The 15,351-nt window shown below is 33.5% G+C and carries 13 protein-coding genes; 4 read left to right on the forward strand and 9 right to left on the reverse strand.

Going from position 1 to position 15,351, the window contains the following annotated elements; genetic code table 11:
* Window positions 1-517: 517 nt before the first annotated feature.
* Both LAV82_RS27215 and LAV82_RS27220 read right to left on the reverse strand, forming a co-directional pair.
* Window positions 518-691 carry a hypothetical protein gene (locus tag LAV82_RS27215; RefSeq protein WP_211079778.1) on the reverse strand — a complete coding sequence of 58 codons (174 nt, stop codon included), beginning with the start codon at window positions 689-691 and terminating at the stop codon, window positions 518-520.
* Between the two features lie 185 nt (window positions 692-876).
* Window positions 877-1,614, reverse strand: a complete 738-nt coding sequence (locus LAV82_RS27220) for a hypothetical protein (protein ID WP_116299317.1) — start codon at window positions 1,612-1,614, stop codon at window positions 877-879.
* A gap of 289 nt (window positions 1,615-1,903) precedes the next feature.
* Here LAV82_RS27220 and LAV82_RS27225 point away from each other — a divergent pair, with 289 nt between their 5' ends.
* The 3 genes from LAV82_RS27225 to LAV82_RS27235 all read left to right on the forward strand — a co-directional run bounded on the left by LAV82_RS27225 (window position 1,904) and on the right by LAV82_RS27235 (window position 5,581).
* Entirely contained in the window at window positions 1,904-2,779 is an 876-nt protein-coding gene (locus tag LAV82_RS27225) for a DUF1259 domain-containing protein (protein ID WP_499717343.1), read from the forward strand.
* Between the two features lie 713 nt (window positions 2,780-3,492).
* Window positions 3,493-3,951 carry a hypothetical protein gene (locus LAV82_RS27230; RefSeq protein ID WP_029319874.1) on the forward strand — a complete coding sequence of 153 codons (459 nt, stop codon included), beginning with the start codon at window positions 3,493-3,495 and terminating at the stop codon, window positions 3,949-3,951.
* 133 nt (window positions 3,952-4,084) lie between these two features.
* Window positions 4,085-5,581: a multicopper oxidase family protein gene (locus tag LAV82_RS27235; protein WP_029319876.1), complete on the forward strand. Its 1,497-nt coding sequence runs from the start codon at window positions 4,085-4,087 to the stop codon at window positions 5,579-5,581.
* Window positions 5,582-5,908: 327 nt separating this feature from the next.
* Here LAV82_RS27235 and LAV82_RS27240 read toward each other — a convergent pair whose 3' ends face one another.
* From LAV82_RS27240 to LAV82_RS27265, 6 genes are all read right to left on the reverse strand, one after another.
* Window positions 5,909-6,382 carry a hypothetical protein gene (locus LAV82_RS27240; RefSeq protein WP_499717344.1) on the reverse strand — a complete coding sequence of 158 codons (474 nt, stop codon included), beginning with the start codon at window positions 6,380-6,382 and terminating at the stop codon, window positions 5,909-5,911.
* A 416-nt stretch (window positions 6,383-6,798) separates the two neighbouring features.
* Window positions 6,799-7,005: a hypothetical protein gene (locus tag LAV82_RS27245; protein ID WP_499717345.1), complete on the reverse strand. Its 207-nt coding sequence runs from the start codon at window positions 7,003-7,005 to the stop codon at window positions 6,799-6,801.
* A 304-nt stretch (window positions 7,006-7,309) separates the two neighbouring features.
* Window positions 7,310-7,522 carry a hypothetical protein gene (locus LAV82_RS27250; RefSeq protein WP_074684415.1) on the reverse strand — a complete coding sequence of 71 codons (213 nt, stop codon included), beginning with the start codon at window positions 7,520-7,522 and terminating at the stop codon, window positions 7,310-7,312.
* 514 nt (window positions 7,523-8,036) lie between these two features.
* Window positions 8,037-8,411 carry a spore coat protein gene (locus tag LAV82_RS27255; RefSeq protein ID WP_116299326.1) on the reverse strand — a complete coding sequence of 125 codons (375 nt, stop codon included), beginning with the start codon at window positions 8,409-8,411 and terminating at the stop codon, window positions 8,037-8,039.
* A gap of 617 nt (window positions 8,412-9,028) precedes the next feature.
* Window positions 9,029-9,334 carry a hypothetical protein gene (locus LAV82_RS27260; protein ID WP_047933833.1) on the reverse strand — a complete coding sequence of 102 codons (306 nt, stop codon included), beginning with the start codon at window positions 9,332-9,334 and terminating at the stop codon, window positions 9,029-9,031.
* Window positions 9,335-9,452: 118 nt separating this feature from the next.
* Window positions 9,453-9,668 (reverse strand): hypothetical protein, encoded by a 216-nt coding sequence (locus LAV82_RS27265; RefSeq protein ID WP_029319888.1) that lies wholly within the window; start codon window positions 9,666-9,668, stop codon window positions 9,453-9,455.
* Window positions 9,669-10,584: 916 nt separating this feature from the next.
* Here LAV82_RS27265 and LAV82_RS27270 point away from each other — a divergent pair.
* Window positions 10,585-11,109 (forward strand): AAA family ATPase, encoded by a 525-nt coding sequence (locus LAV82_RS27270; protein ID WP_098196963.1) that lies wholly within the window; start codon window positions 10,585-10,587, stop codon window positions 11,107-11,109.
* 446 nt (window positions 11,110-11,555) lie between these two features.
* Here the strand turns inward: LAV82_RS27270 and LAV82_RS27275 are convergent.
* Window positions 11,556-15,351: Ig-like domain-containing protein (locus tag LAV82_RS27275; RefSeq protein ID WP_499717346.1), on the reverse strand; the 3,796-nt coding region annotated here is incomplete at its 5' end.

Here is a 15,351-nt window from a genome sequence, read left to right on the forward strand (position 1 = left end):
TGAGTATAACAGGTTTTCTTAAAAACCTGTTATACTTCCTATAAGAAATAGAGACCTTACATTAATAAATTAATTAATAAGAATAACCATCGTTTTTCTTGCCTTTACATTTAGACTTGTATTCTTTATTTTTTTTACATTTATATTCCTTATGCTTGTCCTCTTTATACTTCTTATCTTTTGACTTGCAATAATATTTACACATGTTTATCACCTCCATTATTAGTTTCTATATATCTTATTCATTGATTAATAAAATGTTTGTATGCTTGTCCTATCTTAGGACAAGCATTTTGTATAAGTGAGGCACATTATATTAACTAGTTTTATATATCGTATACAGTCTAAAAGAGAAAAAGCCTCTGTTGCAACAGAAGCTTTTCCTTTTGGGTTCTAAATTGGGGATACTTTTCAGCATTTTGAGTAAATCGTTTGAATTATGGGTCAGTATTTAAGACAAGAATTCAATCCTTTATTGCTTGTCCCCGCTAAAAGGTCTTTTATAATAATGTTAATCTTAGCTATGACATCCACAATCATGTTTGTCCTTATGGTGATCTTTATGGTGATCTTTATGGTGATCTTTATGATGATCTTCGAAGATTTCTTTTAAAAGTTTTTCAAAGGCTTTCTGAAGGATAGATTCACAGTTGTGTTTGTGTTCATGTTTTTTTTCATGGCAGTTACCCACTATAATCCCTCCTTTCTCATTTCTCTTAATATACTATTCTTTAATCAAGAAAGTGCTTGTGTGCTTGTCTAATATAATCTGAATCCTATATAGAAAGCCTTTAGGGTAACTTGTAAAAAAAGTTTTCTTTCTAATAAAATTCATTATGTTAACTAAAAGTGTATAAGGTATACGTACACTTTTAGTTAATCGAAAAACTGATAATAAAGGTTATCAGGCATGTCAGGGTTTTTAGGTCGAAATCCTCTCATGACACACATTGAGCATTCCGTGTTGAAATAACTAGTTGTATTAGGGTCGAAGAATCCTGCGCAATGTAGCCAAGAGTGCATCATAGAACCAGTGATAAAGTTTAGAGTAGCAATATCAATTAAGGTTGGGTCAACAATAAATGATAAGGGTACAAAATTCTGAGTAAAAGCAGTTAATGCAAAGACAATAGTATTATTGTTAAGTGGAGCAGCGAAGATTTTCGCTCTTGGGGAACGCCTAAATCCATTATCACGTATAAGTTGAGTAAACTGATCCATAGCTATATTAGTAGCTGTTAGTCCATTTTGAATAGGTGATTCACTATACCAAGCAGGGCGTAAATTCTGTGTTGCATATATGTTTATACAAGCTGCCATTTGTGAAATTCCAGTGTTTGTTCCGCCATTCCATTTTTCATTCATATGAGTAGCCCATACCAACATAGTTTCACTAATGGCATCTCTGATTCTTTGTTCTTGTTCTACATTAAATCGATTATCAAGATCAAAATAAATGTTAGGTGGCAAATCTGTAACTCCTAAAGGCGTAGGGACAGGTATAATGGTTTCTCTAAATGTAGTTGGATATAAAGGGATTACAAAGTTTGTTTTTAACACATCTTGGAATAGCAGTTCCATAACGATTACAGTTTTTCTAAAGTTAAAGGGCATTAATTTTTCTCCTTTCATAAAGTTATATAGTGCTTGTACTAGTAAAATATGCAACTAAATGAAAAGAGTTTGGGCATGTTCTGATATGGAAAAAAAACGTTTGAATCATTAGTTCCAATGGCTTTTAACTCAGATGACACTCATTATGTTAACTAGATTTATATACCTTATACATTTTAAAAACAGAAAAAGTTATCTAAAGAGAACAGTAGTAGACGATTGCCCATTTCTTAATTTATGTAAGTACATATTATAACAAGATTATATGTTATTTATAGGAGGCATTTTCATGAGGAACATGGACAATCAACCATCTGAACTCTGTCGAGAGTTTGCAAGAATACTTGACTCAACGCCAAGTGTTATTAATAGCGTATGTACTGCAACTAGATCTCGTACCAATCTCCATCCTGTAGTATTAGGGAGAAGAGCAGAATCTTTCATGTTTGTACCACAAGCTTTTTCTTTTGAAGACGTTGATCGAAATGGGAGAGCTTTATGTCTTGGGGAAACAGTAATTCTCCAAGATGAAATTAATCCATTCATGAGTAAACTTAGGGAGCATGGCATCATAGTAACTGCTGTTCATAACCACTGGTTATTTGATGAACCACGTCTAATGTATATGCACTTTGAATCTATTGATCAACCAATTTCTTTTGCGAGAAAAGTTAGAGATGCATTGAGTGTATTGACTACACGTAATGTTTATCCTGATTGTAAAACCATAACTTCTGATTATAGTAACTCATCTAATCTCTGTGACAGATTTAATAACATTCTGGGGGGATCCATGCATACATTTGAGAATGGAATTTGTACAGTAATGAAATCTCGTACAAACATTCACCCTGAGGTTCTTGGGAGAAGAGGAAGATCATTTTTACTAATCCCTCAAATGTTTACATTCGAGTCTATGACAGGAGATGGTCAGGCTCTTTGCAGTGGAGAAACTGTGATTTTGCAGACTGAAATCAATCCATTTATCACTAGGCTTCGAGAACATGGTATCATCGTAACAGCTGTTCATAATCATTGGCTATTTGATGAACCACGTCTAATGTATATGCATTTCGAGTCTATTGATCAGCCACTCTCCTTTGCAAGAAAAGTTAAGGATGCTCTGAGTGTACTTACCACTAGGCAAGTATACCCTAAAGAGTAAAATGCAACTTTTTATCTAAAATGCATTTACTTATTTATGGAATCTATATTATGTTAACTAAACATATATATATCATATATAGCTTAAAAACAGAAAAATCCCCGTTGGTTGGAAGGGATTTTTTCTGTTCTTAAGGAGATGAGCTCAAAACAATGATTCATCCATCTTGGTAGTTTCTCAAATTATTTTTGTTTTATTCCTACGGACAATTTACTTCGTAATGGGCAGCAACATATATTACACGTGACAGATCTCTTGCTCTATCTTTATTTTCATCCTTTGCTAGGAGGGTAAACAGCCCATGAATTAATTCATGGGCTGTTTTTAACTCATTTTTATTGACTGGACAATTCACTTAAAATAGGCTAATGAATATAATTTATTTGGTAGTTAATTTAACCTTCACCTTACCTTTTTTCTAAATCTACTTATCACGCATTAAAAGCCCCTTTAATGAACTGAAGAGGCTTTTAATACTGGAAAAACTCATATGTAAACTAGTGTTATATACAATATGCATCTAAAAACAGAAAAAGAAAGGTTTTGGTTTGGTTTTATGATTACTTATAATTTTTATTATGTTAACTAACATTGTATTGAGTATTCATTTCTATCTATTAGGATTAATAATATAACTCATAATACAATAGTACAATCAATTTTAATCTACTCACATACCATAATAGAAATAATAAGTGAGTAGGTGACTAATAGTGTCAGATCGAAACTGGAAAAGATATTCACCTGCCTATGGCTACGTTACACTCATAGGTTCCAAACCCATCATGGTCAACTCAGGTGAAAGTATAACGTTTAATCAAAACGGTCCATTAAATCATATAAAGTTTGCCTTACCTAGTGATACCTTAATAATTAGTAAATCCGGTGACTATAAGATTGAATATGTATTATTAATCGATGGTCCTTCTTCTTCTTCAACGTATGGTTTGATTTTAAACAATTTCTTAGTAAAGGATAAGCTTACCCAGTATGGTATACAAAGACAAGTGAATGGAGCGAGTCTAATGCTCATTGGACAAGCTATTATTCATATCCCAAAAAACTCAACATTGGAACTTAGAAACATCGGTCCATCTACGGATACTTTGTTACCAATTATAGGTGAACAAGAAGTTAATGCTGCATCATTAACAGTAGTGAAGCTTAATTAATTAAAAAAATATTATAAACCCTTATATATCAAGTTCTATAATAAATATGGACAAGTATACAAGCAAAAAAATATTTATTTAATAGAATATAGTCAATTAATATATTCTGTTAGATAAAAGGAGATAAAAATGTTTGGAGTTAAAAAAATTTGTTGATACCCTTCCAATTCCTTCAATAATCAGACCAAAGGGAATGTATAAAGGCAGGCCGTTTTATGATGTATGCATGATTGAAACACTACACAAGTTTCATAGGGATTTACCTAAAACCAAGGTATGGGGCTATAATGGGTTAGTACCAGGTCCAACTTTTAATGTAGAAAAAAATCAACCCATATATGTGAGATGGGCAAACAACTTACCTGAAAAACATTTTTTACCAGTGGATAAAACCATTCACGGAGCTAGTCATAATCCAGAAGTAAGAACTGTTGTACACCTGCATGGAAGCCCCTCGGAACCAGCTAGTGATGGTCATCCCGAAGCATGGTTTACAAGAGGATTTAGACAAACAGGTCCTCACTTTATGAAAGAAATTTATCATTATACGAATGAGGAAAGAGCAACTGCTCTCTGGTATCATGACCATGCACTTGGGGTTACTCGTCTGAATGTGTATGCGGGTCTTGCGGGACTTTACTTCATTCGAGATGAGCAAGAAAGATCACTGTCACTTCCTAAGGGTAAATACGAGGTACCTCTAATTATCCAAGATAAAACATTTAATCCAGACGGTTCGCTCTTTTATCCTGCACAACCAGACAATCCATCTCCTAATTTACCATACCCTTCAATTGTTCCTTCATTTTTAGGGGATACCATTACGGTTAACGGGAAAGTCTGGCCATTTTTAAAAGTAGAGCCTCGCAAATATAGATTCCGTTTATTAAACGCTTCCAATACTCGAACATATCAGTTCCAATTAAGCAACCTGCGCCCTTTTGCTTTAATTGGAACTGATGGTGGCCTTCTTTCCCGTCCAATTAAAGTGAAAAGTTTGGATGTTTCACCAGCTGAACGGATCGATATTGTTATTGATTTTTCAGGGTTGGAAGGGCAAAATGTAATATTACAAGATGGTTTTGAATCAGAAAATCCAACTGGCGAGATAATGGAATTCCAAGTAACTAAATTTTTATCCTGTCCTGATCAGAGCAGACTTCCATCTCTCTTGAGCCATATTGACCGTATTCCATTAAATAAAGTGAAAAAGATAAGACGATTGACATTAAATGACTCGCAAGACGAATTTGGACGTCTTATGCTTTTATTTGACGATAAGGAGTGGATGGACCCAGCAACAGAAACACCCTTACTTAATTCTGTTGAAATATGGGAGTTAGTGAATTTGACCCCCGGAATTCACCCTATTCATATACATCTGGTTAATTTTCGTGTCCTTGATCGTTATGATCAAAATGGAAACTTGGTAGCTCCTCTCCCAGCTGATTTTGGTTTAAAAGATACTGTTCTAGTAGGTTCAGGAGAAACCGTACGAATCATCATGAAATTTCATCCATTTTCTGGAGACTACGTATGGCACTGTCATCGTTTAGAACATGAAGACCATGACATGATGAGACCGTTAAAAATTATACCTTCCAATCGTAATAAATACAAATCAAACTGATAGATAAATTTCATTGGGAAACGAACTTCCCATTAAACTGATTATGTAAGATATTTTGTATATCATATACATCCTAAAAACAGAAAAAACTATCTTGGCGTATGGAGATAGTTTTTTTCTGTTTTTTTATTGTAATCTTTTGCTGATGCTTCGTTGCTAAAAGCTTTATCTAATAATGATAATATGTGATTTAAAACCTATGATAAATAAAAAATTAGTTTTTTGTTATTATCATAAGTTTTGTCTAAACTAATTACATAAAAAAGGATGCGGTCCTTTTATATAACTTATCCCTCTTTTCAGCAATTGCTTTTTCGTTTACGTTTTTTATTTAGTTCCATTGGTTATATCGTTTTTGAAGGGATAGGCTACAGTTATATCACCATAGGGACCATCTTTGTATAAATTGTCTAGGAATGAATCACGATGGGATGAAGTCCCAAGATCGGAATTACGATAAGATGAAGCCTCAAAATCTGAATCATGAGAGGATGAAGTCTCAAGGTCGGAATTACGATAAGATGAAGCCTCAAAATCTGAATCATGAGAGGATGAAGTCTCAAGGTCGGAATTACGATAAGATGGGGCCTCAAAATCTGGACCACCTTTTTCTTTTCTAACTTTTCTTCTGCCCATTTGGTATTCTGTTTCATGATAAGTCGGAACAGCGTAGAAACGATAATCAAAATAAGTAGGGTGGGTATAATACATGTCTACAGGATATGAATTTTTGCATTTATGATCAGTTGGGTGATAGGTATGCATCAGAGGATAATATGGAACATAAACATAATAGTTCATTTATTCACAACCTTTCATTTTTCATTCATCAGCATATGACCCAATTGCTTGGTTTGTGTTACTAAAAAAAATTTCATATGAACAAATATTAAGATTATTAACCGCAGCAATTATAAGGGACCAACTCCTTATTTTCACGAGAAGTTACGAGGGATATTTAATCATTATATTTAAGCAATATCTAAAGGTTTTCCCTTCTTATAAAATCTTTCTTATCCTCTTGATTAGTTTGTTCAAATTGGTAAACAATTTATGTATAAAAAAGAAAAATATTGGTTTTTACTTGTAACCATCAAGATTTTTTCTTTAAGGATAACCATTCTATATTGTAGAGCCTATTTTTTAGACTAGGTGACACTAATACAAGCCATTTTTTTTATTGTGAATATAATATCCTATTCTATATATAGGGGGTATTATATATGAATTGTTGGAATCGTCTTGTATTTTGTTGTAGATGTAGACGTCGTCATGAATGTAATCATCACCATGGTTCTAGCTGTAAACATCACCGTGAATGCGATCATCACCATGGTTCTAGCTGTAAACACCACCATGAATGTAATAATCATCATGATCACCGTTCTAATTGTAGATGCCATCGTCACTGTGATTGCAATCATTGTGACTGTTCTAAATACTAAATGTAACTCTATAAGAATGGGATGGTCTAAGAATAGACTATGCCATTCTTATTAAACAGATTATGTAAATTGTCTTTGTATGTCGTATACAGCCTAAAAGCAGAAAAAAAACTACTGGATCCATCAGTAGTTTTTTGTAATTATACGAGTATTAAGTTAATTTTTAGAATTTATTACACATTAAATTAGATGTAAGTGTTTGGTCAAACATGGAGATTTTAAAATATATCTAATAAAATATATAGTCAAATGAAGCATGTCCAATTCTAAATAAGATATATATTTAAGCTGTTGTTATAGCTTGAATCTGATTAGCATTTACTGTGACAATATTTGTGCTAGCGTTTGTCCCAGTACCTGTTCTAGTTGCAAAAGAAGCTAAATTAGTTGTAGCATTAAAGCTTGAAAATACAAGATTAGTAAGCGTAGCACCGCCTACGACTAAGGTTGGAACTGGTGTTCCAGGATCTAAGATTCTTAATAAGTCTGTAATCATCCTTTGTATCCCCCCTTATTGCAATAAATTAAATATAAATTATAAATTTACATTTGATTTATTATATGTAAATTTCAAATAAGAGCTTGTACTATTTAATTATTTATTATAAAAACAAATATCGAGAATAATAATTATGTTGCTAAAAATGTATAGTATATATAGATTAGAAACAGAACAACTACTGCTCTTGTACAGTAGTTGTTCTGTTTACGGCAAGGTTTTTGAATGTATGTTTCATTGCATCAGTTCACTCTAATTATTGTTATTTTTTTCATATAGACAATTTACTTAAATTAAGCTAATGAATATGATTTATTTGGTAGTTAATATAATCTTTATCTTAATTCTTTTCATAATATAATCATTACACATTGAAATCCTCTTCAGTTAATCACTGAAGAGGATTTTAAATCCATTATGCTAACAAGAAATTAAATGCTTGCCCGATACCATTTGAATTTTTGTATGATGAGCTTTTCTTAAGTTGACTTTTATTTAGTTATACACTGCCCTAGATAACTAGTAAAATAGTCAAAACTAATATAAAACTTTGTATAAAAATAACTGTATCAATATTAGTTGTAGTAGCATGAACATCTTTAGAATTTTCGATAATAATTTTATGATTGCTAGATTGTATAACTTTTGCAAGGAGTAAAACTTCGATTGTAATTAATCTTATTGAATTAGCATCCAAACCTATTAACGTTAGAATAAAGGTTAAAACCTGCAATAATGATTGTAAAATTATTGCTGTTTGTGTATCTGTGATAGAAATATTAACATTACAAGAATCTTTAACAACAACTATTGAATTGGAAATTTGCTTGCTTAGGATTTTTTGTATTGTTTCCGTTCCAATGAGTGCATTGCTATTAAAGTTCAACACTCCACCTCCCTTTTTAAGATATAATATATTAATATGAAAAAGAAAAAGTTTTGCTTGTATGCTTGTCCTTTTCAGGCAATGAAATTTAAAGATAGGGGTAGCTACTCCTAAAGTATCTATATAGTGCATCCATTAGATGGTTTTTCCTTAATAGTTATGTTCTTGTTTAAGAAACATAGCTTTTTAATTCTGATAAAGCTCATTATATAAACTAAAAGTGAGTAATTTATACAACCTAAAAACAGAAAAACCATTGCTTCTGTACAGTAGCTTTTCTCTACTTAGAACAGAAAATTTGGTGTGATTTATATAGAACCTTATAAACTAAATTGTTTTGAAAATTTTAATAGGACTAAACTTTTTTGGTTTTTACTATTCCATGGTTAATAATTTTAAAAAGGCTTCTATTTTTAAGAAGCCTTTTTGTTGCAGAAAAAATATGCATCAGAGTATTGTAAATTCTATAAACGTTTGTAAAGTAACCTTATATTTGTATAAATGATATGGAAGTATAAAAATATCTGTTATTAATTCTCTATAAACAATATTACAGTAAGGGGTATCTTCACTGATTAACAAGACACAGAACAGGGCATTATAGTGTGAAAATTATTTCAAAGTGTAATAGCATCAATACGCTCACAATCAACTAAAAGAATACCATCATTCTTTCCCCAAAATGTAGCGAGACCAGTCTTAGGGTTAAATCCTACAAAATTCTGAACTTTTATTTGTGTACCATTTACTAAAAGGTTTTTAACCTTTTTTCCTTGGTGAAAAGTTTCTAAAAGGCTGCACACACTTTTAGAACTGTATTTTGAATTCAGATCAATATGATATACCTTCTGATTATGATTCTCGGCTATAGAATTAGAATTAAATATTTTGGGATTGGTAAAACGGTTAACGAAAATTGACATTTTAGGTTTCCCTTTCTTAGTTTGGATAATATCTGAATAGAGCGTTCTTTTAAATTAACAGAAGAGCTCTTTTACAAGCTCTTCTGCAATTACACTGTTACACTATTATCTTATAATGCTACTCAATTCGAAGTGCTTGTATATCTCTACAATCTAAAACAATAATAGTTCCTGTCTCCGTTTCCACATCAACAAAAGTTGCACAGAAAGTATCCAAATTAAAGTTAGTAAAAATAAGGTCTTCCAGTACATTTCCGTTTAGAAATATATCAACTTGTGTCCCTGGTTGTAATCTTTCTAACTGATCACATACACATTTATGATCTCTGCCCATCCAAAACCCCTCCTTAAAGAAGAAAAATAAATTCACATTGCTATATATTATATGAAAAATATTAAACATTGAATGGACAAAGTATGGAGGGAAAATACCTATTTTTAGCTGTATATTAACATCAACACTAAACTTGTACATGATAAGCTTGTTTAGATAAAAAGGACCATCGAGATTAGAAACTAAACCTTAAAAGTTAGATACATTGCCTAAGTACCTAATGAGATCAAACTCTTTATCGTACGAGGCTCAACCCTTTTAATTTTATTCGTTTACAATTACAGTAAAGCTTGTAGATCTTCTAACTCTTGTTTAAATCGTTGCTCAATTTTCACCCCTCAAATATTCCACATCGTATTAAAATCTACATCTAAGCTCATATTTTCTGTATTATTTACCTTACCAATATCGATATAACGGTTTCTACAGATAGGAATAGATTACTAAAAGGGCAGGTTTAAGTCTGTGCTCTAAGTTATATAAGGTTATATATAGTTATTATGGCATAGAATAAGTGAATCAGGCTATTAGTCGCTCACTTTATGGAAGCAATTTAGATCAAGCATGAAATATAGAATTAATAAGAAAACTTATCCACACCTTTGTGGTTATCAGAGTTTTACGATGCTAAAAAGATAATTGCCTACTATTGAAAAATATTATGTATATATTCTATATAGTAATAAGTCTCCTTTATTGTATCTGCAAACATATATACAGTTAACATGATCATAAAATTTAATTATATAACAGAAAAAATGCTATCGATCTTTTAAAGTAGCTTCTTATTATGTAAGCAGAAAGAGTTATATTTTAAAGTAGCCGACCCATTTTACGGCTTATTAATATAATCTCATAGCCTATACTAAATTCTATAAGCGGCCTTTAATTTTATAAATGGAGTGATGGAAGCTCTATGTGTAGAATTGTAATCTTTGGGAATAGTTGTGCGGGTAAAACAACATTGGCTACCTCTCTCGGAAAGGACCTAATGATACCTGTTTATCATTTGGACTTATGGTTTCGTGATAAAAACATGCAAAGGATTAAACAGCTTCGTCGCCGAAGGCGCAAATTCAGAAGGCAATTAGACAAGGTAGTAGAGCAAAAAGAATGGATTATTGAGGGATGGGGGTATTTTGAAACTTACGATATACGTTTTGAGAAGGCTGATGTAATTATTTTTTTAGACCTTTCACCGGAAGAGTGTAAGAAACGTTTAATGAATAGAGAGAATTATAGAAAAAAAGATGGAACGGTTGATAAGAGAACCTTGAATAATCATTTACACAAAATTGATAAATTTCATCAAACAAACCGTCTTCTTATATTAGAGTTGTTTCAGAAATATGAAGGGACATATGAGAAAACCTTATTTCCTATTGTGAAAAAATTCAATTATGATCAGCTGATGACTGCTCTTAAAAATATAGTATCGTAGCAAATTTTCTTTATAAATAAAAATTATTGTTACCTCTTATACACAAAATATCAAATAATGTTTTCTTTTTCTGAAATTTGTATTTTATAATGTTTAAAACCTAAATTTAGCAAGAACTATAATCTTTTTAGTTTTAGCAAGTACGAACTTACAATTTAATATTTACTCATATAAAGCAAAGTTACAAAAGAACGCTTAAATATTCCAAATGATTAATAATGCATTACATTCTAGAGTTCTACATTATTGTTTACATACTAATTTCTTTTTCTAAATGTATTTTTGTATTTATTTTTGCTAATATTTTTAAGCCTTCATTTCTTCTTTTTCACTAAAAAACACCTTTACATTCAATGTTAGTTATTAAATGTGAAGGTGTTTTTATTTTGTGAAATTAGAGAACCGTGAATTACTTTATTGGCAACCAAAGGATCAGTTTCTATATCTTATTTTTTTCTCTTTTTAGAACAATCATCCCGAGATTTCTCTTTTTTTGTTTCAGAACAATCATCCTGTGATTTCTCTTTTTTCGTTTTAGAGCAGTCATTTTTTTGTTTGCGTTTTTTCTTTTTAAGACGTTTTCTTTTCCTTAGATTGTTGACTGGACGGCTAATTTGGGGTGTAGGTGTAGGCGCCCTTTCTACAGTAAATGTAACCGTAGCTTCACTTGATACCCCATCCGTATTTGTTACACGCACGACAGCTGTGTCCGTTCCTACAAAATTAGGGTTAGGAACATAAATAAATTCACCTGTTATTCGATCAACCAGCAACTGCCCGTTTTGTGGATTTTGAGTCACTTGATAAAACAATTGTAGAGAATTTGGATCTGTGGCGATAATTCGTCCTGTTGCAATAGTATTAACCAACAATCTAAACATTTGGGCTGCTATGATAGGAGGCTGAGGTAACCTACCTACTATAATTGTAACTAGCACAATAGAGTCTGTGCCTAAATCGTCTCTTACTAATACTGTAAAGGAATCTGTTCCTATAAATCCGGAGTTTGGTTGATATACAAACCTCCCAGAAGCATCAAGGGTTACATTGCCATTAGCCGGTTCAGTAGTCAGTGTGTAATTTAATGGTCTTTGTAATAGATTCGTTGCTTGCACGCTGTCAATCACCTGTATCCCCTGAAGAGTAGTAAACGTATTACTGCCTGGTGTAATGATATTATTACTTGGAGTTGAATTAACAGTCACAACTGAGAATGCCTCTTGCCCAGTGTCATTCCTTACAACTACAACAAACTGATCTTGACCGACAAACCCTAAGTTTGAATTATAGGTGAATGTGCCGTCTGTATTTAAAATCACTACACCGTTTGCAGGCGGTGTTACCACTGTGTAGGTGAGGGGTCTTCCTAATGCATCAACCGCAATAATTTGACTTTCAATAATTTGACCTGTTGGAATTGTCAATTCCTGATCCTGTGTACTAATCGTATTATTTATTCCTTCAACTACAACGTTCACACTGCTCGTTGCAAACTGACCCAAATCATTTTGAACAAGTACGGTAAAGGAGTCAATACCGGTAAAACCCATATTGGGTGTATAAATAAATGTACCATTCGCATTAAAAACAATTGTTCCATTTGAAGGTAAATTATTTACTTGATATGTTAACGGCCTTCCTAGTGTGTCGGTTGCTGTAACTTGCCCTGTAACCGGTTGGTTTGCTTGCCCTCTCACTGTAAGAGGAGTAACTGTAATAATATCTTGATTTTCTTGAACCACTACTCGAACAATTCCAATGGCTGAATTTCCTCGATCGTTTTGGACAAGTACGGTAAAAGAGTCTATTCCAAAAAACTGAGGGTTCGGCGTGTATGTGAATGTGCCATCCGGATTTATTCTAACTGTTCCATTTAAAGGTGGCAGGTTCAATGAAAAGCGAAGAGGTCTTCCAAGAGAATCGGTAGCTATTACTGTCCCTGAGACACTCACATTTTGTTGGGTTTGCACTGTTACATCCTCTAGTGTAATAGTGCTCTGGGCTGGATTTATTATTATAATAACCGGTGCAATTGCTTGGCCTCCCTGATCATTCTGAATAAGCACATCAAACTGATCAATACCGCTTACACCTGGAGTTGGTGTATAGATAAAAGTTCCATCCTGGTTCACAATTGCTGTTCCGTATAATGGAGGAGTGTTAAGCGTGTAGGTTAACGGCCTGTTTAACTGATCGCGAGCTGATACTTGATCGTTTACTGACTGATTTTCCTCTGTTCGAACCGTCGTATTTGTCACTATAATTTGATTTACTAGTGGGTTAACAGTCACTTGTATGGTAGCTGTGGCGTTTAAACCAGTTTGGTTCTGAACAGCCACTGTAAATGACTCAGTTCCCACAAATCCTGAATTTGGTGTATACGTAAAGGTGCCATCCGGATTTAATACGACTATTCCATTTGGTGGTGTGCCAAGTAACGTATAGGTTAATGCTTCACCTTGAGGGTCAACTGCCTGCACTGCCCCTGACACTGGCTGTTCTTCAATTGTAGTCAAGGTTTGATCAGACACAATGGGTGCCCTTTCTACCGGTCCTTCCGTAATAATGGAAACAGTTGCAACAGCTGTATTACCGAGAACATCACTTACAAGCACTTGGAATTGATCTGTTCCAAAGAATCCAGCATTTGGGGTATAACTAAATGTGCCATCTGGGTTAACTAAGACAGATCCATTAATAGGATTAGACGTAAGTGTATAAAACAACTGATTTCCACTCAAATTTGTAGCACTTACTTGCCCAGAAACTGGTGCATTGAATAAAGTAGTTATTTCACTATTAACAACTGAAATTCTGTCTCCTACTACTACTGTCACAACAGCGTTAGCGATACTTTGGTTTCCAGCTGAATCTCTGACAACGATACTAAAGACATCTTCTCCGGTGAATCCAGGATTTGGTGTGTAAACTAAAGCACCATCTTGATTTAACACAACGGTTCCATTTGATGGGGAAATGGCTACAGCATAACTTAACGGAAAGCCCGCTGGATTCACAGTGGCAATAGATCCACTTACAGGTTGATTTGCTAAAGTAGTTAAAGTGAGCCCTTCAGCACTAATCGGTAAATCTTGAGACTGCACTTCCACGGTAATAGTTCCAAAACCTTGGTTTCCAAGAGTATCTCTGGCAAAAACAGAGAATGAATCTGTTCCTACAAAACTTGGGTTCGGCGTATAGGTAAAGGTGCCATCTGCATTAATAATGGCGGTACCATTAAGTGGCGCTAAACTCAGCCCATATACTAGTGGATCACCTTCAGGATCAAAGGCAGGAATTTGCCCTGTTACAAACTGTCCCTGTACAGTCGAAATTGATAAATCTATAACGAGAGGTGGTTGATTTACTCGAATTACACTTATAGTCACAAGAGATTGTGCACTAGCTCCGCGACTATCCCTTACCTCTACTGTAAAAGAATCCAAGCCAATAAAATTAAAGTTTGGTGTATATAAAAATGTTCCATCTGCATTTACCACAGCTGTGCCGTTAAAAGGAGTACCAGATAAACTGAAAGTGAGTAAATTATCATCTGGATCTGTAGCGAACACTTGCCCATTGATTGCTACGTTTTCTATAGTCTGAAGAATAACATCACTCGTAACTGGCGAATCATTCATATCAATAACTGTAACATTTACAATAGACACTGCTGTAAGACCTGTTGAATCTTCTACAATAACTGTAAATAAATCTGGACCTACATAATTAGAATTTGGTAAATATACAAAACTTCCATCTGCATTTACTATAACGTTCCCATTTAATGGAGAGCTTCCTAAACGATAAGTGAGTGGGTCCCCATTCGGATCGGTTCCTACTACCTGGCTGGTTACGGATTGGTTTTCAGGAGTAGTAATTGAATAATTCCGTACAGTAGGTGGCTGTTCAACTGGTATAACAACAACAAATACATTAGTAATAATAAATTGTCCAGTTGAATCAGCTATACGTACAGTGAACGTATCGTTTCCAGCAAAATTTTCATTTGGTATATAAGTGAATAATCCTTCTTGATTAATTATCGCTGTTCCATTAGTCGGTAGATCTTGTAAGGTGTATATTAGAGGGTCTCCATCTGGATCAGTTGCTACGATTTGGCCTGTAACCGGGATTTCTTCCAATGTAGTAACTGTAATAACATCTGGCCCTACTGGTGGATCATTTACTGGCAGAATCGTAATCGTGATGGTAGAAACTGCCGTTCCTCCCTGGCCGTCG

This window comes from Bacillus sp. ILBB4, from assembly GCF_035064545.1.
In the GTDB taxonomy this organism is placed as follows: domain Bacteria; phylum Bacillota; class Bacilli; order Bacillales; family Bacillaceae_H; genus Priestia.

What these genes read in the sequence shown, in the direction of transcription:
- LAV82_RS27245 (WP_499717345.1), bottom strand. Translation starts at nt 7,005, where the DNA reads ATGATTGCAATCACAGTGACGATGGCATCTACAATTAGAACGGTGATC.
- LAV82_RS27220 (WP_116299317.1), bottom strand. Translation starts at nt 1,614, where the DNA reads ATGCCCTTTAACTTTAGAAAAACTGTAATCGTTATGGAACTGCTATTC.
- LAV82_RS27265 (WP_029319888.1), bottom strand. Translation starts at nt 9,668, where the DNA reads ATGGGCAGAGATCATAAATGTGTATGTGATCAGTTAGAAAGATTACAA.
- LAV82_RS27270 (WP_098196963.1), top strand. Translation starts at nt 10,585, where the DNA reads ATGTGTAGAATTGTAATCTTTGGGAATAGTTGTGCGGGTAAAACAACA.
- LAV82_RS27240 (WP_499717344.1), bottom strand. Translation starts at nt 6,382, where the DNA reads ATGAACTATTATGTTTATGTTCCATATTATCCTCTGATGCATACCTAT.
- LAV82_RS27260 (WP_047933833.1), bottom strand. Translation starts at nt 9,334, where the DNA reads ATGTCAATTTTCGTTAACCGTTTTACCAATCCCAAAATATTTAATTCT.
- LAV82_RS27225 (WP_499717343.1), top strand. Translation starts at nt 1,904, where the DNA reads ATGAGGAACATGGACAATCAACCATCTGAACTCTGTCGAGAGTTTGCA.
- LAV82_RS27250 (WP_074684415.1), bottom strand. Translation starts at nt 7,522, where the DNA reads ATGATTACAGACTTATTAAGAATCTTAGATCCTGGAACACCAGTTCCA.